This is a genomic window from Yersinia sp. 2541 StPb PI (assembly GCF_052217145.1).
Lineage (GTDB): Bacteria > Pseudomonadota > Gammaproteobacteria > Enterobacterales > Enterobacteriaceae > Yersinia > Yersinia enterocolitica_E.
This window is the reverse complement of record NZ_JAZGQB010000001.1, coordinates 2,237,731-2,257,767: the sequence shown is the minus strand read 5'-3', so window position 1 is coordinate 2,257,767 and position 20,037 is coordinate 2,237,731. Positions and strand designations below refer to the sequence as shown.

The window sequence follows — 20,037 nt, the reverse complement described above, 5'->3', positions numbered from 1 at the left end:
GGACTGTTGGTGACGGCGGCCTCCTATCGTTTTATGCCGAGCCGTTTGGCAAGACGATGGAGGTTGCCTGCGTCAAGGTTTAGCGCACGAGCAGATGCCGACCAATTCATCCCATGCTCCTGAAGAACCTGCATGATAACCTGCCGCTGAAAATCACGGGTCGCCGCTTGCAGGTCTACAGGCGCGCTACCTTGGTCCTCACTGACTGATATCGGTGAAATACCCGGTATAGTGGTGACTGTAATATTAAATAAGTCAGCATGCAGTTGCGCAGATTCTGTCGCCGGTTGTGAGGCACGCGCTAATACCGCAGCACGATAAATAGCATGTTCCAATTCACGCACATTTCCGGGCCAACTGTAATTCTCTAGCAAGGTTAGTGTGGTTGCCGGGATGCCCAACTGCTGAAGCCCCAGTTTCTTTCTTATCCGCTCCACAAAAAATCCTGCTAACAGGACAATATCCCCTTTCCGTTCCCGTAACGGTGGAACATGTAACGGGAATACACTCAAACGGTGAAACAGATCAACGCGAAAGTGCCCTTCGATAACTGCTTGTTTAAGATCACAATTGGTAGCAGCAATAATACGCACATTCACCCGCTTGGTACTGTCGTCACCGACGCGCTGTAAGTCGCCGTACTGAATAACACGGAGTAATTTGGCCTGAAGTACCAAAGAAAGCTCGCCTATCTCATCAAGAAATAGTGTGCCATTGTCGGCAATTTCGAACTTACCGGTTCGGTCATGTATTGCACCGGTGAAAGCCCCCTTCACATGGCCAAATAATTCGCTCTCCGCCACATTCTCGGGCAAGGCGGCACAGTTTAAATAGATTAATGCCTTCGCAGCTCTGGGTGATAAATGATGAATTGCCTGAGCAACCAACTCTTTACCTACCCCCGTCTCTCCGGTGATTAGCACATTCAGTTCTGAACCTGCTACCACCCCTATCTCATGTTTTAGTTGCAGTATCAACGGTGACAGGCCAATCATCTCGTCTTCCGAGCTTGGTGTGGCTTGTTTTTGGATGCTTAATGAACTAACCGTAGGGAGCGCTTGCTTCTCCAACACATCGACTAAAAGTGCATTATTCAATGCCGAGGCCGCTAATACGCCTATCAGTTTAAGCTCTTCATCACTGAATCCATCAAATTGCAGCGGGTTCATACTGTCGAAAGTTAATGCACCAATAAGTGTTTGATCAGCAAACAAGGGCAGACCAATACAGGCATGGACTTTTAGCTCATCATGGCCCGGGATCAGGCCGTCATAGGGATCAGGCAGATGGCTGTCAGTCGGGAAACGGACCACATTCCCTGCCCGGGCAATGGCCTCTAATCGCGGATGGGATGACAACGAAAAACGCCGCCCCAACACATCAGGCGATAAACCATCAATGGCCAAGGGGCGGAACAATTGATGTTCATAACGTAAAAGTGCCGAGGCATCGCATTGCAGTAATTGCCGCAAGCTACTGACTAACGTCTGAAAACGATCTTGCCCTGATAAGCCGCCCTGTAGCTCAATGGCTATTTTGGCCAGTGACTGAATGGATAAACTCATATTTTGTCATTCCGACATAGTGTTAGTCATTATGACAATGACACATCAATGTCATAATGACTAACTTTAATTTTTATATGATTAAAATCAATACTATAAATCATGGCACGCTATTTGCTCTCTAAGGTGAGGTAAATCATTTATTTTAGTTGAGGAACGGTTCATGGCGATTCAAGTTAAGAATAATATCAAATGGGTTGGGCAACGTGATTGGGAAGTGCGTGATTTCCATGGTACTGAGTACAAAACCCTGAAAGGGACCAGTTACAACAGCTATTTAATCTGCGAAGAAAAGAACATTCTGATCGATACAGTTGATCAGAAATTTGATCGAGATTTTGTTGCCAATTTAGCACGGGAGATCGACTTAAATGCGCTCGACTATATTGTTATCAATCATGCAGAAGAAGACCATGCCGGCGCATTAACCGAGTTAATGGCGCGTATCCCCAACACTCCGATTTATTGCACCGCCAATGCTATCGACTCAATCAACGGACATCATCATCATCCTGAATGGAATTTCATTACAGTTAAAACAGGCGATACCTTAGATATCGGCAACGGTAAGCAATTGATCTTTGTTGAAACACCGATGCTGCACTGGCCTGACAGCATGATGACTTACATCACGGGTGATGCCGTGTTGTTCAGTAATGATGCTTTCGGTCAGCACTACTGTGATGAGCATCTGTTTAATGACGAGGTCGATCAGACCGAACTTTATGAACAGTGCGCTCGCTATTATGCCAACATTTTGACCCCTTTCAGCCGCTTGGTAACACCAAAAATCAATGAAATTCTTGGTTTCAATCTGCCAGTATCAATGATTGCCACCTCCCATGGCGTGGTATGGCGCGATAATCCAACCCAAATTGTCACGCAATATCTGGCTTGGGCGGCAGATTATCAGGAAGACCGGATAACCATTTTCTATGACACCATGTCAAATAATACCCGCATGATGGCCGATGCTATTGCTCAGGGTATTCACGATACCGACCCCGGTGTGGCAGTGAAGATCTACAACATTGCCCGCCATGACAAAAATGAAATCCTCACCCAGGTCTTCCGTTCTAAAGGCGTTTTAGTGGGTTCTTCCACCATGAACAACGTCATGATGCCAAAAATCGCCGGGATGCTCGAAGAACTGGCCGGATTACGTTTCCGTAACAAAAAAGCTGCGGCATTTGGCAGCTTTGGCTGGACTGGCGGTGCGGTTGACCGCATTCAAACTCGCCTGATGGATGCCGGGTTTGATATCTCCCTCTCCTTAAAAATGAAATGGCGGCCTGATACTGATGCTTTAGCAGAGTGCCGTGAACATGGGCGTAAAATTGCCCGTGAATGGGCACTTCATCCATTGGAGACCCTCCATTTATCTGAGGTTGACGACGTTATCGCCCTCACTCAAGAAAAGGTCCGCGCCGAGAAACAGAATCTGGGTATTTCAATGCAATGCAGTGTTTGCCAGTGGATATATGACCCAGCACTGGGTGAGCCTCTTCAAGAGGTTAAGCCAGGAACCTGTTGGGAAAATGTCCCCGATTTCTTCCTCTGCCCAGAGTGTGGCTTGGGCAAATCTGTGTTCGATCCACTGTAATGGAGCATGTTATGACAGATAACATTATTATTGTGGGTTCAGGTTTTGCCGCCCGCCAAGTGGTTAAAAACATCCGTAAACTTAACCCACAAGTGCCAATCCAGATGATCGCCGCTGACAGTGGCGTGGATTATAATAAACCTGATTTAAGTCATGTATTTAGTCTTCAGCAGAGCGCTGACGATCTCACCCGGTTGTCGGCCGAGAAGTTTGCAGAAGAAAATAATCTTACTTTGCATACAGCGATGTTGGTCACCGCCATTGAGCGGCACACTAAACGCGTTTTTTGTGGTGATCGGGGATTTAATTACCATAAATTAGTGCTGGCTACCGGGGCGTCTGCACTGGTTCCGACCGTGCCCGGTAGCGAGATGATCGTTACATTTAATAGCCAAAATGAATACCGGCAACATCAAGATAGGTTGCAAAAAGCATCGCGTGTTTTAGTGCTGGGCGGCGGGTTAATCGGGACGGAGTTGGCAATGGACCTACAGCGTTCTGGTAAGCAGGTGATTCTGGTGGATAAGGCACACAGTTTGCTAGCCTCTGTGATACCAGTGGAGATCAGTAGCCGCTTACAACAGCGCCTCAGCCAAAGTGGTGTTACTTTGGTGTTTAATAATGAATTGCTCAGTGTGACAAAAGTCACCAACGGCTTGCGAGTAGAACTTCGCGCGGGTCAAACGTATACCGTTGATGCTGTTATTGCCGCGATTGGTTTAATGCCGGAAACTGCCCTCGCCGCTGCCGCAGGTCTCGATATTGGGCGTGGTATTAAGGTCAATAATCAGTTGCAAACGGTTGATCCAGATATCTTTGCCGTGGGTGATTGTGCCGAGGTCGAGGGGAAAGTACTGCCATTTTTGCAGCCCATATTAGTGGGAGCCATGACACTGGCAAAAAATATTCTAGGGGGAGCCGCGTGTCTCACCCTGCCGCCGATGTTAGTTAAAGTCAAAACACCTGATCTACCGCTCTATTTCGCTGGCGAAACCAACCGCGAGGATCTCCACTGGGAAATATGCCTGACAGCGCAGGGGATAGTGGCGCGTGGCACTGATAACTCACAGCAATTACGCGCGTTCGTCGTCAGCGAACAACAGACCCAACAGGCTTTCCCCCTGTTACGTGAACTGAGTGTGTAACATTAATCGTGCTGCGCTATAACATCACAACGCTAACCCCCCGCCACCTGCGTAGGGGGTTTTGCCTGCAATTTTCATCACTTCTGCCCCCAACGTGACAAAAGGTGCCCGCCGACTGGCGTAGATAATGCCGCCAGCCTGAGCGCGAACCGCTTTTACCGTATCGGTGAGCGGATCAATAATTTCAGCTACCACTTCATCTTTCCCAACCCATTCACCCGGCTGGCGTAATAACAGCAGAATGCCACTGGCAGGTGCTGTCACTATCTCACCCGCCGTAAACGGCAACAGGGTGACTTCCCGCTGCGGAATAACCAAAGATTGCCCTTTGACTGCGCCACGGTACTGCAAATAGTGATAAAGACGCTCGGCATCAGCACTGGCCAACGCGTGGCTAACATCCTGTTGACCCCGTAATTCTAGCGTCACCGCCATGCAGCCCGGTTCAAGCTTTAACGCCGGATAGTGCGCCGCTAACCGGTGCCATGGCAAGCCGCAAGCCTCATCAAAGGATCCACCACCGCTATCTTGCGACAGTAATACGGTGCCAATATCTAAGAACCGTGCCAAGGTTTCGGCGGGTTCACGCCAGGCAGGATCAGCGTACATGTGCAAAATAGCGTGATCATCACAATGCAGATCCAGCACCAGGTCCGCATCACAAGCCAGTCTTAATAAGTGTTGGCGCAGCGCTGCAACTTCACTGCTGGCAGGCAAATCCTGCAATGCCTCAACCATGGCAACTCGCACTTGTTGCTGTATACCAACACTATCAGTGAGCGGCCGCGATGCCAGCCGCGTTTGTACCCCTTGCGCCAGATCAGGGAAGTCACGGTTGAAATTGCGGCCACTGCCCAGATCAAAACGGCCGATACCACTATTAAGGAGCACTTGCGCAATACCTACCGGGTTGGCAAGCGGCACAATAATTATTTCGCTCTGAATTTCACCGCGCCGTTCCGCCTGACTCAGTAATCTTTTAAGATAATGTAATACCAGCATGCCGGGCAGTTCATCAGCATGCAGGCCAGCTTGTAGATAGATTTTCTCACCAAAACCTTGCTGGCCGAAATGAAAGCTGGTTAATTGACGCTGCCCACCCAGGGCATGTTCAGGTAACTTATGATTATTGATTTTCATTGGACGTCCTATCTGTGGAAAAGAAAGCCCGGCTTGACCGAATTGACAAAAAAATCCTTGAAATACTGAGCCAGGATGGTCGCATCTCTTATCAAAAGCTCTCTGAACAGGTAAACCTTACCGCTCGCCCTTGTCTGGAGCGCGTACGGCTACTGGAGCGTGCCGGTATTATCCGCGGTTACAGCGCGATTATTGAGTTGCCGGAACCTGCGCATGCTTTTGTTATACAAGCACAAATTGCACTGGCCGACCATGGGCACTCGCAGGCGGCATTCGAACAGGAAGTATGCAAAACGCCGGAGGTGCTGGACTGTTGGTTGGTCGGTGGCAGCTTCGACTTCCTGGTGCGCATTGGCTGTCGTAACATGGAACACTACCGGTTACTGGCTGATAGTTGGCTGACCAGTAAAAAATTCCGGGTCGATAAAATTGTCACCCTGACGGAATTACAAACCATCAAACGCACTTAAATCCGCAGTGCCCGCACGGAATACTTAATCGTGACGGGCAAAAGCCAGCCAGCGCCGTTCTGCACGTGAAAATAGGTAAATCAGCATAAAAGTGCATAACAGATAGAGCGCCGCCGCCATCAGGAACGGGATGAACGGGGAATAGGTTGCCGCATAGAACGAGCGCGCCACGCCGGTAATATCCAATAGCGTTACGGTACTGGCAAGCGAGGTGGCGTGTAGCAGGAATACCATCTCGTTATTCAGCGCTGGGATACCGCGCCGCAATGTTGCGGGCAGTACCAACCGGCGAATAATCTGCCACTGGCTCATGCCAAAAGCTTCGCCAGCCACCCACTCCTGACGTGGAAACGTCACCATCATTCCCGCCAATAATTCTGCCACATAAGCACTGGTATTCAGCACCAGCGCGAGCGTGGCACAGAAAGTGGCATCACGGAACAGCAGCCAGAACGGTTGGTCGTCCTGCCAACCCAACTGCACGATGTCAAACTGTGACAAACCGTAGTAGATCAGCATTAATTGCAGATAGAGCGGCGTGCTACGGAAAAAATAAGTTACGCTGCGGATGAACCAAGAGAGCGGCCGTGGGCCAAAAGCTTGCCCAACTGCCATCAGTAGTGCCAACAATAAACCCGGCACCACGGACAGTAAAAACAGCTTAGCGGTCATGGCCAACCCGGTAACATCCGACCCGTCGCTATACAAAAATGTCGGTGCAGCCTCCAGCATGGTTTGCAGATTCATCCTTGCCTCGCTGCACTAGAGGTTGACAGCGCATAGCGCCGTGAAAGCAGACTGAATCCCCAACTAGAAAGCGCGGTGATGACCATGTAAATCATCGCCACCAGGAAGTAAAACAAGAACGGTTTTTGTGTCGCCCGCCCTGCCTGTTCAGCCAGCCACACCATATCTTCCAACCCCAGAATGGATATCAACGCCGACGCTTTCATTAAACCAAGCCAGTTGTTATTGATCCCCGGAATGGCAAAACTGAGCATCTGTGGCAACATAATGCGCCGGAATACCTGAGCAGGACTCATACCGTAAGCTATTGCGGCCTCCAACTGACCACGATCAACGGTTTGAAATGCGCCCCGGAAGGTTTCAGTGTAGTAAGCGCCGAATACAATACCAATGGCCAACACGCCAGAGATAAAAGTGTTGAAGCGAACCGGCCCCACGCCCAATAAACTGAGGAACCCATTCACCAGCATTTCGCCACCGAAAAATAGCAGCAACATAATCACCAGTTCAGGAATCCCTCGCACCAACGTGGTGTATCCGGTTGATATCCAGCGCAACCAGCGCGGACCAAACAGTTTGATAACCGCATTGATCAACCCAAGTACCAGTGCCACCGCGAGTGACAGCAGCATCACACACAGTGACAACCCCGCCCCCTGTGCCAGTAAAGGCAAATATTCGGCTACCATTATTGGCCCCCTGTCGCTGAAAAACCGGTGCCGGGCGCGTTAGTCATCGGCCCGGCGGGTTTACATCACAAAAAATGGTGGAGCACTCAGTTGCCGTAAATATCGAAACTGAAATATTTTTTCTGAATGGCGTCATAAGTACCGTCAGCACGGATCGCCTTAATTGCTCCATTCAATGCATCGCGTAACGCTGGATTATCTTTACCGACGGCGATACCCACATCAGATGAGATAGTTTCGTCTTGGATAACTGGCCCGGCAAAAGCAAATTTCTGCCCACGCGGGGTATCAATAAAGCTACTGGCAGCCTGAATGTTATCTTGTAGCGAGGCGTTGATGCGCCCAGACAGCAGATCCAGATAGACATTGTCCTGATTAGCATAAGAGACGATTTTCACCCCTTGTCCACCCCAGTGTTTTTTCGCATAGGTCTCATGGATTGAGCCGGTTTGCACACCCACGGTTTTGCCTTTCAAGCTGGCGGTGTCCGGTAACAGCGGACTGCCTTTGCGCGCCACCAATTGTGCGGCACTGCGATAGTATCGATCCGTGAAATCCACTTCTTTTTTGCGCTCTTCAGTAATGGTCAGCGACGCAATAATTGCATCGAACTTACGGGCATTAAGTGCCGCGATCATGCTTTCAAACGGTTGTTTAACGAATACACACTTCGCATGCAGGTTTTCACACAAGGCATTCGCGATATCGATATCAAAGCCGGTGATCTCGCCACTGGGAGAAAGAACATCAAAAGGTGGATAACCCCCGTCTACACCAAAGCTAATAGTGTCAATGGTCTGAGCCGCCACGGGCGCGGAAAGTATCAGGCCGGTCAATATTGCAGCTAATGTCTTTTTCATGGTTAAGATCCCAATGTTGGCAAGTAATAGAAACCGCAAAGATTAGAAACGAAGCGAGAGGCAGGTCAAGCCGCCATCCATTTTTTTAAATTCACTGGTATCAAGTAGAATAATTGGCATTCCCAGCTTTTCAATTTGCGCCAACGTGTAAGGATACCCTTGCGGTGTAATCAACGTATCATTGATCCACAAAGTATTACCGGCGTAAGACTCATCTTCAGGAATAACAATGGTATTAAACCGAGAAAACGCAGGATGGTACTGATAATCCTCGGTCAGCAACAAGGTGTTACGCCCAACATAGTTAACAATCGACTTCAGGTGTAACCCCGCACTCACTGCTATTGGCGTTACCCGATAGCCATAGCGCGCGACCGCGGCGGTAAACTCGCTGATCCCGACTTCATCAGTGCGTGAAGTCAGGCCGATAAAAAATTGTTTATCCACCAACAGCACATCACCCCCATCAAGATGGCCTTGCTCGCTCATTCGAAAGACCGGGCGGTCGGTAAATAGCGGCTCGATAGTCGCCACTTCGCCTTGGCGGCTGGGTGCCCCAGGGTGGGTTATCACCGCCAGTTCCGGCATGACGACGGCAGTATCCTCAACAAAGTGCGCATCAGGGAATGCCGGTGCTGCCGGTAAAATAGTCACTTTCAGGCCAAGACGGAGCAAGGTATCAACGTAGGCCAAAAATTGGTGACCCGTCACAGCAATATCTGGGGCGCCCAATTGGGACGTGGTCTGGCCGCTACCACAGGTAGCCGCCGGCAGTCTGGCAATGGCTTGAGTAAAGTGCATAGGCGAGTCTCTTGATTGAGTGTTGCAAAAGTGTTGATCTGATTATTAAACAGATACTGTTACCAATCAGGTTGAATCAGCTATCACTGCCATACATTTACGCTGTATATGACTCCCTCTGCGACCTATTCAGTTGTCAGATGAAAACCATAGACAACCCGCTTTAGCTATATACTATTTGATATAACTTATCGGGCAGTATCCGAGACAGGCAAGCTACCCTTCCTGTCTCTGCGCGCGTAGCGTGCTAGCGAACCTAAGGAAACCGAATGAAAAAGTTAATCATGATGATGATTACACTATTGCTGATTGCCTGTGCAAATACCGGTCATGTCGGCGTGAGTGGGGGTTCGGGCGGAGTATCGAGTATCAGCATTGGCACCGGCATTCGCCGGTAATACAGGCAGGTGTTTTCAGTCCCTGCCTTACCAGTATTGACTGTAAAATTGGCTGTCAGCTATCTGTTTTTCAGGACTGGAGCATCCTCGGAAAAACGTGCTGAAATAGCATCCCGTTCATAACCTTGCCGCTCAGTCAAAATGGTATATAACTCAGGGCGACGACCATAGATCCAGCGCCGTCCAGTACTGAGTGGGATCAAGGAGAGATCCAGCTCAGCGCACACCATCATGTCGGCGGCCTCCCAGGTTTCATTGATGATGCGACCATACGGGTCCAGTATCATCGCATTACCGGTGCGCACTTCATCATCATCGGCCCCAATACCATTACTGAACAGAATAAATAAACCATTATCATGTGCCCGGGCTGGTAACCAGCGCATCAGCCATTCCCGGCCATTGATGCCACGAATTGCCGCGGTTATTTCTTCTTTTCGTTCAACACGCTGTTGCCACAGTTCGAGTGGAATGGGCTTCATGCCATAAGGGCTACGGGAGTGAGTTCCACCGGTTTGGTGTGGTGCCAATAATATATCCGCGCCCAGTAAGGTGGTAGCGCGAACATTCTCCACCAAATTGTTATCCCAGCAGATAAGTATGCCCACTTTGACCCCCCAAGGGGTGTCAAACACGGTGTAAGAATCGCCGCTGCTAATGGTTGGATGCTCAAAAGCATGCAATTTGCGATGAGTGTGCCAGGTGCCATCAGGCATGCAAGCAACATAGGCGTTATAGAGTCGCCCGTCATCTGCCCGCTCAATCAGACCCACACCAATAAGCATTTGATATTTAACTGCTAACGCACGAACCAAGGCGATTGATGGACTGTTTCCTATCGATTCCGCCAGTGCATTGACTTGCACCGCAGTCAACTTAGGGACATGCCAGTATCCAGTGATACACATCTCTGGAAAGGCTAATATTTTGATGTTTTGCAGGGCTGCCTGCTCGATAAACTTCTCAATAACCAACAGATTATATTGTTTGTTATTGGCCTGATGCTGGAACTGCACTGTTGCTGCTGTTATCAATGGTAATTCAGTCACATTATCCTCCTAGGGCATCTACCGCTGATTTTTATCATTGGCATTACAGCAGCCGTATTGATAACTTTATAATGAATGATTTTCCTTTATCGATTACCAATTGGAATGAAACAGTGAATATTAAGTTGCTAAAAGCCTTTGTTATGCTGGCACAGAAAAGCAATTACAATGAAGCTGCACAGGCGCTTTGTATCACGCAACCGGCCCTGTCTAAGCAGATTAACTTATTGGAATCGATGCTAAATCTTCATCTGTTCTCACGCGGGCGTCATGGTGCGCTACTGACCCCTGGCGGCCAACAGTTGCTGGCAGAGGCGGAGAAAGTGATTAATCAGTCTAATTTTTTTCTACAACATGCCGCCAGAGTGGCCAAGGGCATTGAAGGGTTTATATCGATAGGTTTTGGATTGTCGACTTTCTATACTGCTCCGCACTGTATCGCCAAATTCAGAGAGCAGTTCCCTGGCATTGCCATTACGTTGGAGGATATCCCCTCGGCACAGCAATATGCATTATTAACTCACGGTGAACTGCAAATAGGATTTGTTCGAGTGCCGCCCAAGGCGCCGTTACATTATCATCCCTTATTTGACGATCGCCTGGTGCTGGTAACCCCGCAAGATAAGGCACTAACACTCGACGAATGGTTAAAACATCTGCCGTTACTGCGTTTATATACCGAGCGTGGGCGCGGGCTAAATGCACAAATTGACCTGTTCTTACAGTCAAATCAACTCTACGTGCCAGCGATGCAAGAAGTTGAGGATATCCAGACCATACTCGCACTGGTGATTGCCGGTCTCGGCGTGGCATTACTGCCGCAGAGTGTGGTGCATATCGCGCCCCCGACGATGAATATTATTGCGCTCAGCGGTGACACCCTCAGTTGGCAAGTGGGTATCGCTTGGAATAATACTATTCCTGATTTGGTGCGGGACAATTTTATTAAGATGGTCATCGAGCATAACCGGCAAAACATCGATTGATACTTTGCCGGTTTATGGCGCGATTAGATTAGCGGAACGGCGGCTCGTTAAAGGTGCGCAGTTTGCGTGAATGCAGTTGATCACCCTCCGCGCGCAATAAATCTATTGCCCGAATACCAATCTGCAAATGCTCAGAAATAGCACCTTCATAGAAATGGTTAGCTTGCCCCGGCAACTTGATTTCGCCATGTAACGGTTTATCTGAAACACAGAGCAATGTGCCATAAGGCACTCGGAAGCGATAACCTTGAGCTGCAATGGTGGCACTTTCCATATCGACGGCAACTGCGCGGCTTAAGCTAAAACGCAGTGCTGACGCAGAAAAACGCAACTCCCAGTTACGGTCATCAGAAGTGACTACCGTCCCAGTGCGCAACCGCTGTTTGACTTCAACGCCTGGCATGCCACTCACCGCTTTGGTGGCGTCGTACAATGCCCGCTGTACCTCAGCAATACTTGGGATCGGGATATCTGGCGGCAACACCGCATCCAACACATGATCATCACGCAGATAGGCATGAGCCAGCACATAATCGCCGATGGCCTGACTTTCACGCAATCCACCACAGTGCCCAATCATCAACCATGCATGAGGCCGCAGTACCGCCAGATGATCACAAATAGTTTTGGCATTGGATGGGCCGACGCCAATATTCACCAAAGTAATGCCATGCCCCCCTTCTGCAATTAAGTGATAGGCCGGCATCTGATGTTTTTTCCATGCCAGATCAGAGGTGGTCTTTTCAGGATCAGCATTTTCAGCCGTTATGTAGCTGCCACCGGCACAGGATAAGGCTTTATAAGGGCTGGCGGGGTCGAGAATCTGCTCACAAGCCCAACTGACAAACTCATCAACATAGCGGCTGTAGTTAGTGAAAAGGATATAAGGCTGAATATGTTCTGCGGGGGTGCCGGTGTAATGTTTTAGCCGCGCCAGTGAAAAATCAGTCCGCAAGGCATCGAAATGCGATAAGGGAAAATCAGCGGTGGCAGTATCAATACCATCAGTAATGCCATCACCGATTTTTGCCAAATCCGTGGTTGGGAAGTGCTGAGCAAGGCCCGCCGTCATTGACCGGTCGAGAATGAGGTCAGAACCGTCGATCACAAAAGGATATGGCATTTCTTGTTGTGACGGTGTCACTTCAAACACCGCGCCGTACTCACTTTCAAGCAAGGTGAGTTGCTCTGTCAGATAGTCCCGAAACAATGTCGGCCGAGTAACCGTGGTACTGTATTGCCCGGTCCGGGAGAAACGCCCATAAGCACGGGTACGCTGGTGGTCGCGGAATCTTCCGTCCCAACTGACACTGAGCTGTGGATATGAAAACAAGCCCTTAGCCCTTTCACCAACATCCGGCAGAGCGCCATCGCGAATAAAAGCGCTAATAGCATCACGTAATGCCGCAAGTGCTGACTCGTATAGCGTCTCAAGCCTATCAATCGCTTCGCTGGCTGATAGGTGAATGGTATTTTGTGATTGATTCAAGATATCTCCTTTCAATACGCGTAAAGGCGGTGCTTAGCTTACTCAATTAACCGACGCAGAAACATAGTAAAAAACACGGTTTTACTGTCCATCGACGTAATGTGCCCTGTAATGAACATTTTGCCGTTACAGGTCAAATATCCAAACACGCGTTACACCAAAAACCTCCATTCATTGAAAACAAGAGGACATTTTGCCACTTATTCCGTCGTTTGATTCCCCTTCACCAACACTAAAGTATAGGTTGTCGCAGATAACACATTATTTTCTGCCTTGGGCAACACTATAAAGGTCTCTTTTGCGTGGCAAAATCATTTTTACGCAGTGGTAGTTTGGACGACATTCTGGCGTTAGGCGAAAACGGGCAACCGGTTTATGCCTCTGCACGGCAGATAAGAGAGGCATTACGCCTTAAAAAACAGCAACATATTGCTGACTGTCTGGCCATACCTCAACTTAATGAACGCGGCGACCGCATAGATTGGTATGCCCCCATTGAAGGTAAAGTGACCTCATGGCTGGCAGCCAGCAGTGTTGAGCGCAAGGCAGCGGTTAAGCAGTTGTCAGCCTGTCTGGCAAGTGCCAATGACTTGTGTCAGCGGGCGCAAAAATCAGATAACGCCGCACAGCAGCTATTTGGCGTACTGTTGGCCAAAACAATGCAATTCCCCGATCAAAATCACGTTTATTTAGTGGCAGGCAAGCCAGTACTGACCTTTTGGGGATTTGTCAGCCCGGATAAAAAAACACGCACTGACCCACTCGATTGTCTGCGCCAGACCACCGAAGTTTACGAGTCGATTGAACCTATTATCGCTACCATTACGGCCCCAATGCCCACGCCGCCTGCCGCTGCTGTCATTGAGTTAGCACCTCAGGCCGAAACTACGTTGCTGCCCCCCCTGCCGGAGCCTGTCGCAGAGGTCACCCCGCTATCAAAAGCAGTAAAAAAACCAACACGTTGGCTACGATTTAGCTGGATGTTACCGGTGTTGGCGCTAATCATCGCCTTGATAGTGCAATTCAGTGGTGGAATGCCGGAAAATGCCGCTGCCGCCCCGGATGTTAAGCCCACTGTCCTCGAAGATAAATCAGCCACTGAAGATAGAACCCTGTCAGTTAAAGACCTTGCACCGGTAACCACTGCACCTGTTACTCAAATTATCCAGCCCACAATTGCATCACAACTGCCGTTGAATAATGCCACCGTCGTGCCTGCATCAGCTATCGCGGAACCAACCGCCGTCGCATTGCCGACCACCGTTGAGAGCAAAAGTGCGCTGATACTCCCTTCAGATGCCGTCAAAGTGGGATCGACTACATTCCTTAATGGAAACTGGCGTGTCAGCCCGGATATTAAAACCGCCCAAACCGGTAAAGCACCCAGCCTGAAGTATCAAATTAAAAACGGTAAAGGTACGGTGAAAATCACCCACGGGGATAACGTGACTTGCCGCGCAAATATCACTGCTGGTGTAATGAAGTCAGGCAATTTGGTAATCAATAGCCGCTATAGGGCGCAGTGCAGTGATGGTTCAAAATATCAAATGCCTGAGATCGTCTGCAAACAAGGCGTGAGCGGGATTGCAGATTGCAAAGGCCGTTACGATGCCAATACGACCCTTCCAATGACGATGAAGCGTGAGACTAAATAATATTATGCTGGCAACGATCACGGATTTAAAACAGAAAATTACGCTTATTCAGGACAGCGGCATTCAGTTTCTGGACTTCGCTTTAAAGCCCCAATTAGATACTGAGCTGCCAAATAAATTCGTCCGCAAAAGCGCTAATGGCCCACTATTACGCCTGAATTACCATCCACATAACGGTAAATATTCGCTAATGGTACCCGGCTCAGCCCCAGAGATTGTTAAACCTGAATTTAGTATTCCATTGGAACAATCGCTAAAACTGCTGAACAAGATTTGGTTGCCGCTGCCCTTCTTGCGTTTTAATCCGCCGCGCACCTTCGTTAATGGGCCTGATAACTGGGCCAGAGTACAGATTTTAGTGCTAGATTCGCCAGATCAAGATGGCAATACTTTACGTGTCACCATGGCATTTGATACCAAAGTCTATCCTGAAGGTGATGCTAATGAGTATTTGGCACCTAATGAAAATGATGTCAAAACCGGATTAAGTTTCGCCCTGGCCTACCACAATGAAGAATTGGCAGAATTCCTTGATTTAACCTGGGTTGACGGTTGGTTGCGGGAAGTTTTTGTTCAACAGGCATCAGAGCAGGAAGAACGCACCGAAAGGCATATCAGTGTGTCGCTGCGCGAATTCGAATATCAGGCGCACTATCTTAATTTGCTGGAGTTACTTGGCAGCCAAATTGGTGTGCCAGAAATAAAAATCCACACCAGCACCTTACAAGAACCTACCGTTAATGTTGATTTGATCCTCGATGTCGGCAACTCGCATACCTGCGGCATTTTGGTGGAAGACCATGCCGATGAAAGTAATGGCCTGAAACAGACTTACGAATTACAAATTCGTGATTTAAGCGAGCCACACTATCTGTATAACGAACTGTTTGAAAGCCGGATTGAATTTGCGCAAGCGAAGTTCGGCAAACAGAATTTTTCGGTGGAAAGTGGCCGTGACGATGCCTTTATCTGGCCTGCGATTACCCGTGTTGGTCGTGAAGCCAGCCGTATGGCACAACACCGTTTAGGCACCGAAGGGTCTACCGGCATTTCCAGCCCCCGCCGCTATCTGTGGGATGAAGAGACCTATACTGCGGGCTGGCGCTTCAACGAGACCCAAACCACGCTAATACATGAACCGCTGGCGACGGCGTTGCCGCTGACCAATCTGGTCAATGATGACGGCCAACCGCTCTATACGATGCCAGTAGATGAACGGCTCCCGGTATTTTCACCACATTATAGCCGTAGTTCATTGATGACATTTATGTTGTCGGAACTATTGGCGCAAGCGCTGATGCAAATCAACAGCGCGGCACAACGTTTGAAAATGACTCATGCCAATGCGCCACGGCAATTACGCGCCATTATCTTAACGCTGCCGTCCGCCATGCCAAAACCGGAGCGCGAGATATTCCGCCGCCGGATGAATGAAGCCATTGCCTTAGTTTGGAAATCTATGGGTTGGCATCCGGCAGATGATAACTTTGCATCCACCCAAGGCCGCGCCAAAAGCCAGGTTCCAGTACCAGATGTACAGATGGAATGGGATGAAGCGACCTGCGGTCAGATGGTTTATCTGTATAACGAAACTCAAGTTAATTTCGGTGGCCGTACCGCAGCCTTTTTTGCCAGTATGGCACGACCCGATAAACAGCCGGAAGCTGGGGATGTTGCCGGGAAAACCTTACGTATCGCCTCTATCGATATTGGCGGTGGCACCACCGACCTGGCAATTACGCAATATTGGCTGGATGATGGTATTGGCAATAATGTCAAAATCAGCCCGCGCCTGTTATTCCGTGAAGGGTTTAAAGTGGCCGGTGATGATATTTTGCTGGATGTTATTCAGCTCTATCTTCTACCTGCCCTCCAAGCTCGCCTTAAGAAAGCTGGCGTCACCAATACTGATGCCTTGCTGGATAAATTATTCGGCAATGATGGCCGCATGGATGGGCAATCAGCCCTGCGTCAGCAAGCCACATTGCAGATATTTATGCCCGCAGGCCGGGCTATTCTGGAAGCCTACGAGAACTTTGATCCCCTGGATGCCAGTGCAGAAATAGACGCTAATTTTGGCGAGCTATTGCCCCAATTACCGACGCAGAAAGTCCTTGATTACATTAACAGCGAAGTTCAGCGTGAACTAGCAACAGATGCTGGCGGGTTTGATATTTTGCAGGTTCCGTTAGTATTAAAGCTAAGCAAGTTGCACGGTGAGTTTTTATCTAACCGAATGAGTATTACGCAAAACCTGCGTTCACTGTCTGAAGTGGTATCACTCTATTCTTGTGATGTGCTGTTATTGACTGGCCGCCCTTCACGCTTCCCCGGCATTCAGGCACTATTTCGCCATCTGCAACCTCTGCCCAACAATCGTATTCTCTCGCTGGATGGATATCACACCAGCGATTGGTATCCGTTTAACAAGCATGGTCGCATTGATAACCCAAAATCGACTGCCGCAGTGGGGGCAATGCTATGTTTACTGGCACTGGACTTACGGCTGGCCGGTTTTTACTTTAAAGCCGGTGATTTCCAACCTTATTCAACCATACGCTACCTCGGGATGTTAGACAGCAGCGACGCACTGACAGAAGAGAATGTCTACTATCGCGATATCGATCTGGATAGCAGCAATTTTGCCTTGCCATCCGACGCTCATTTTCAGGTTAGAGGGTCGTTGTGTCTTGGCTTTCGCCAGCTCGATAATGACCGTTGGCCTGCCTCGCCGCTTTATACCTTATCCATTGTTGATCAGGAACTGGCGCGCAAAGTTGCGGGTGACAGCGTATTGCATGTCAGACTGAGATTAGCAAAGGGCGACAAGCAGAATGACGATGGTCAGGAGCGCTTTGAGATAGCGGATGCCGTATTGCAAGATGGGAGCCGTGTGCCATCCCACCACCTGCGCCTCAAGCTCAACACATTAGCCAGCAACGGTTCAGGATCAACCCATTATTGGATTGATAGTGGGAGTGTATTTAGAAAATGAAATCATTAATCACCCAACAGCTCAATAACCAGCTTGAGCAAGTCACACAAGGTATTGATCAAACAATTAATTGGATTAACAATGTGCGCCAACACGCCATTCGATTGGATATTGAAGCCGATCTTCTCACCATCAAACTGCGTCGCCATCGCAATAAAGCACGTCAACTAACGGAAACATCCTTAACCGGCATGAGCATTGGCTTTTTTGGTCAGTCATCTGCCGGGAAACAGCACCTTATTTCAGCGCTGGCGGCGGATGAAAATGGCCGCTTGGAAACCACCCTTGGCGGGAAAACTCTCGACTTTTGGCAACAAATAAAACCGGGCTATCAGGCCAGCGGGCTGGCAACACGTTTTAGCCAGCAAGCCGTTAGTCATTCCGAAAGCCATCCGGTACGGCTTTCTCTTCTCAGTGAAGTGGATATTGCTAAAATAGTTGTGGGTGCTTTTCTACTGGATAACCCTCAAGGCCCCCGTCATCAGGATGGACGAGAGCATTCGCTGGATGAACAGCATATTACTGACCATCTGCAACAGCTCGTTATGCGCAGACAACCGATCGCCAACGCAGGTATCAGCAGTGATGATGTCATTGGGCTGTGGGATTATCTGGTTCGTCATGACGCCCCGCGCCAGAGAAAACTGGAAACTCATTTCTGGCCGGTGGCCATTGAACTGGCTCCTTATCTGAGCATTGATGATCGTGCCCTTTTGTTCTCATTACTGTGGACAGAATTACAGCCATTGACCGATGCTTACCGCCATTTTGCCTATACTTTGCAACATCTGGGCGGCGCGACTCAAGTACTGTCACCACTAAGCGTATTAGTGGACGATACCCTACTGCCCGCCAATGGCGTTATGAATGTTGCGACACTCTATTCTCTGAACACACCCGCGGATAGCCACATTCAAGTTATACCTTTAGTTGATGACAATGCGACTGATTTAGTGACGTTGTCACTTGCTGAGCTAACTTTTTTAGCTGCCGAGTTACATATCCCGCTGACCACATCTACCCGTAAAAATGTATTTGAATCCATTGACTTGCTAGATTTCCCTGATTTTACTGAGCCATTCGATACACCAGAATACCTTGAACATCCTCCTTATCCGCAGGCCGTTTTGCTATCTCAAGCTAAAAATGCCTATTTGCTTGACCGCTACACGGATAAACAGCAGATAAACCTGCTATTAGTCTGTAATGCGGCGGGTAAACGCTCAGAAGTCAAAACTGTCAGTAAGGCACTGGATTATTGGGTTAAGCAAACACAGGGGGAAAATGTGCAGGTGCGTTCCCGTCGCAATCCTGGGTTAATCTGGGCATTAACACCTTTTGATCAACGGGTTACCGCGGACCCACAGTTGGCTGGTGCGAAAAATTATGACGAAGCGGTACAACGTCATGTGGGTAATCCTGGTGATAGCTGGGGCTCCATGCTGGCATTGGACACTCGTGGTGTTGAACGAATGGTCACTTATCTGACCCAAGAGATCCGTCGTGATATCAAAACAGAACGGATAACCGAACAACTTCATGAGTTACAACGAGAATTGACCGATAATCTGCTTGCAGGCTGGTATCAGCCAGCAAACAGCGAATTGCAACAGAAACAACGTATTGCTGAAACCTTACTCAAAGCCTTACAAACGCGAACCGGCTTACACGGCGAGTTATTAGAGCGACTGCTGCCCTCTCGTGATGAGTTACGCGGTTTATATCTACAACAGCAAAACCGTGCGGCTGAATTGATCACCCCAGCGACCCATAGCGAACCTTTTAGTATCGGTATCGATATCGACTTATTCAGTGATCAGCCCGAATCCGCGGCATTTCAAACCACGGTAACACCTGCGATAAGCCATGATTATGAAACAGCCTATGCCGCAAGTGTGCAGCGTTATTGGATAAATCACCTGCGACAACTGCCCGATAACGGCCCATTGATTGAACTGCTCGGTATTGCCAAACCCACCATTGAATTGCTGGTTGCAGAACTGATTACCGCCAGTATCCGACTGGATATCGCCGGGCAGTTAATCACGATACTGGCAGACAGTGAGCAAGTTGGTCTGCACCGTGAAACCAAAGCAGATCGTCAGGTATCGCGTGCGTTGACGGTATTGGGCGATTTTGTTGCCTGGCTTGGTTTCTTACAAATAGAGGAAAACCAGCGCCCTGATAGCCGTATTAATCGGGGAAATAAGATTTTTGCCCAACCACCTAAATCAGTATCGCCGTTGGGGGCATCACAGCGATTGACCAAATTGGCATTGACCCCAACCAATAATACTGCATTTTATATTTATGATTGGCTGGTTGGCTTAGGTGAAATGATTATTCACAACCAGGGTTATTCTGCCAGCAGCGAAATAAACTTGCAGAATCGTGAACAATTAGCGGCAATATTCTTGCTGATTAATCCGCAATTCAGGCCGTAAA

The 20,037-nt window shown here is 48.9% G+C and carries 16 protein-coding genes; 8 read left to right on the top strand and 8 right to left on the bottom strand.

Going from position 1 to position 20,037, the window contains the following annotated elements; translation table 11 throughout:
- Positions 1–23 precede the first annotated feature (23 nt).
- Positions 24–1,565: a nitric oxide reductase transcriptional regulator NorR gene (norR, locus tag V1953_RS10035; RefSeq protein WP_372569193.1), complete on the bottom strand. Its 1,542-nt coding sequence runs from the start codon at positions 1,563–1,565 to the stop codon at positions 24–26.
- A gap of 163 nt (positions 1,566–1,728) precedes the next feature.
- On the opposite strand from norR, the gene norV reads away from it, so the two are divergent.
- Both norV and norW read left to right on the top strand, forming a co-directional pair.
- Complete coding sequence (norV, locus tag V1953_RS10030; RefSeq protein WP_442850864.1) at positions 1,729–3,168, top strand: anaerobic nitric oxide reductase flavorubredoxin; 1,440 nt, start codon at positions 1,729–1,731, stop codon at positions 3,166–3,168.
- Between the two features lie 11 nt (positions 3,169–3,179).
- A complete protein-coding gene (gene norW, locus V1953_RS10025; protein WP_083158827.1) occupies positions 3,180–4,313 on the top strand; it encodes an NADH:flavorubredoxin reductase NorW in 1,134 nt (377 codons plus the stop codon).
- Positions 4,314–4,337: 24 nt separating this feature from the next.
- Here norW and V1953_RS10020 read toward each other — a convergent pair whose 3' ends face one another.
- The gene (locus V1953_RS10020; protein WP_083158826.1) at positions 4,338–5,453 is read right to left on the bottom strand and encodes a succinylglutamate desuccinylase/aspartoacylase family protein; all 1,116 of its coding nucleotides are present in this window, start codon (positions 5,451–5,453) and stop codon (positions 4,338–4,340) included.
- A 14-nt stretch (positions 5,454–5,467) separates the two neighbouring features.
- On the opposite strand from V1953_RS10020, the gene V1953_RS10015 reads away from it, so the two are divergent.
- Positions 5,468–5,923 carry an Lrp/AsnC family transcriptional regulator gene (locus V1953_RS10015; RefSeq protein ID WP_005184236.1) on the top strand — a complete coding sequence of 152 codons (456 nt, stop codon included), beginning with the start codon at positions 5,468–5,470 and terminating at the stop codon, positions 5,921–5,923.
- A gap of 24 nt (positions 5,924–5,947) precedes the next feature.
- Here the strand turns inward: V1953_RS10015 and V1953_RS10010 are convergent, their stop codons facing one another.
- The 4 genes from V1953_RS10010 to V1953_RS09995 form a co-directional block, all read right to left on the bottom strand.
- On the bottom strand, positions 5,948–6,670 hold the full coding sequence (locus V1953_RS10010) for an ABC transporter permease (RefSeq protein WP_083158825.1): 723 nt from the start codon (positions 6,668–6,670) through the stop codon (positions 5,948–5,950).
- On the bottom strand, positions 6,667–7,359 hold the full coding sequence (locus tag V1953_RS10005; protein WP_005184240.1) for an ABC transporter permease: 693 nt from the start codon (positions 7,357–7,359) through the stop codon (positions 6,667–6,669). The genes V1953_RS10010 and V1953_RS10005 overlap by 4 nt, the downstream gene beginning before the upstream one ends.
- 86 nt (positions 7,360–7,445) lie before the next feature.
- Positions 7,446–8,219, bottom strand: coding sequence for an ABC transporter substrate-binding protein (locus V1953_RS10000; RefSeq protein ID WP_083158824.1), 774 nt, complete (start codon positions 8,217–8,219; stop codon positions 7,446–7,448).
- 42 nt (positions 8,220–8,261) lie between these two features.
- Positions 8,262–9,020 (bottom strand): dimethylarginine dimethylaminohydrolase family protein, encoded by a 759-nt coding sequence (locus tag V1953_RS09995; protein WP_442850863.1) that lies wholly within the window; start codon positions 9,018–9,020, stop codon positions 8,262–8,264.
- 269 nt (positions 9,021–9,289) lie between these two features.
- Here V1953_RS09995 and V1953_RS09990 point away from each other — a divergent pair, with 269 nt between their 5' ends.
- Entirely contained in the window at positions 9,290–9,418 is a 129-nt protein-coding gene (locus V1953_RS09990) for a hypothetical protein (protein ID WP_442850862.1), read from the top strand.
- Between the two features lie 59 nt (positions 9,419–9,477).
- On the opposite strand, the gene V1953_RS09985 is transcribed toward V1953_RS09990, so the two are convergent.
- A complete protein-coding gene (locus V1953_RS09985) occupies positions 9,478–10,467 on the bottom strand; it encodes a nitrilase family protein (protein ID WP_083158822.1) in 990 nt (329 codons plus the stop codon).
- Between the two features lie 113 nt (positions 10,468–10,580).
- Here V1953_RS09985 and V1953_RS09980 point away from each other — a divergent pair, with 113 nt between their 5' ends.
- Positions 10,581–11,453, top strand: coding sequence for a LysR family transcriptional regulator (locus tag V1953_RS09980; RefSeq protein WP_083163631.1), 873 nt, complete (start codon positions 10,581–10,583; stop codon positions 11,451–11,453).
- A gap of 28 nt (positions 11,454–11,481) precedes the next feature.
- Here the strand turns inward: V1953_RS09980 and V1953_RS09975 are convergent, their stop codons facing one another.
- On the bottom strand, positions 11,482–12,942 hold the full coding sequence (locus V1953_RS09975; RefSeq protein ID WP_420073401.1) for an AMP nucleosidase: 1,461 nt from the start codon (positions 12,940–12,942) through the stop codon (positions 11,482–11,484).
- A 302-nt stretch (positions 12,943–13,244) separates the two neighbouring features.
- Between V1953_RS09975 and V1953_RS09970 the strand changes: the two genes are divergently transcribed.
- From V1953_RS09970 to V1953_RS09960, 3 genes are read left to right on the top strand one after another with little or no spacing between them, the layout of a single operon-like run.
- Positions 13,245–14,597, top strand: coding sequence for an SrfA family protein (locus V1953_RS09970; protein WP_442850861.1), 1,353 nt, complete (start codon positions 13,245–13,247; stop codon positions 14,595–14,597).
- A 4-nt stretch (positions 14,598–14,601) separates the two neighbouring features.
- A complete protein-coding gene (locus V1953_RS09965) occupies positions 14,602–17,592 on the top strand; it encodes a virulence factor SrfB (protein ID WP_442851310.1) in 2,991 nt (996 codons plus the stop codon).
- Positions 17,589–20,036, top strand: a complete 2,448-nt coding sequence (locus tag V1953_RS09960) for a putative virulence factor (RefSeq protein WP_442820885.1) — start codon at positions 17,589–17,591, stop codon at positions 20,034–20,036. Before V1953_RS09965 ends, V1953_RS09960 begins: the two co-directional genes overlap by 4 nt.
- Position 20,037: the final 1 nt, after the last annotated feature.

Excerpts from the sequence above, each read along its gene's own strand:
- V1953_RS10010 (WP_083158825.1), bottom strand. The coding sequence starts at position 6,670 with ATGAATCTGCAAACCATGCTGGAGGCTGCACCGACATTTTTGTATAGC.
- V1953_RS10020 (WP_083158826.1), bottom strand. The coding sequence starts at position 5,453 with ATGAAAATCAATAATCATAAGTTACCTGAACATGCCCTGGGTGGGCAG.
- norV (WP_442850864.1), top strand. The coding sequence starts at position 1,729 with ATGGCGATTCAAGTTAAGAATAATATCAAATGGGTTGGGCAACGTGAT.
- V1953_RS10005 (WP_005184240.1), bottom strand. The coding sequence starts at position 7,359 with ATGGTAGCCGAATATTTGCCTTTACTGGCACAGGGGGCGGGGTTGTCA.
- V1953_RS09995 (WP_442850863.1), bottom strand. The coding sequence starts at position 9,020 with ATGCACTTTACTCAAGCCATTGCCAGACTGCCGGCGGCTACCTGTGGT.
- norR (WP_372569193.1), bottom strand. The coding sequence starts at position 1,565 with ATGAGTTTATCCATTCAGTCACTGGCCAAAATAGCCATTGAGCTACAG.
- V1953_RS09990 (WP_442850862.1), top strand. The coding sequence starts at position 9,290 with ATGAAAAAGTTAATCATGATGATGATTACACTATTGCTGATTGCCTGT.
- V1953_RS10000 (WP_083158824.1), bottom strand. The coding sequence starts at position 8,219 with ATGAAAAAGACATTAGCTGCAATATTGACCGGCCTGATACTTTCCGCG.
- norW (WP_083158827.1), top strand. The coding sequence starts at position 3,180 with ATGACAGATAACATTATTATTGTGGGTTCAGGTTTTGCCGCCCGCCAA.
- V1953_RS09960 (WP_442820885.1), top strand. The coding sequence starts at position 17,589 with ATGAAATCATTAATCACCCAACAGCTCAATAACCAGCTTGAGCAAGTC.
- V1953_RS09965 (WP_442851310.1), top strand. The coding sequence starts at position 14,602 with ATGCTGGCAACGATCACGGATTTAAAACAGAAAATTACGCTTATTCAG.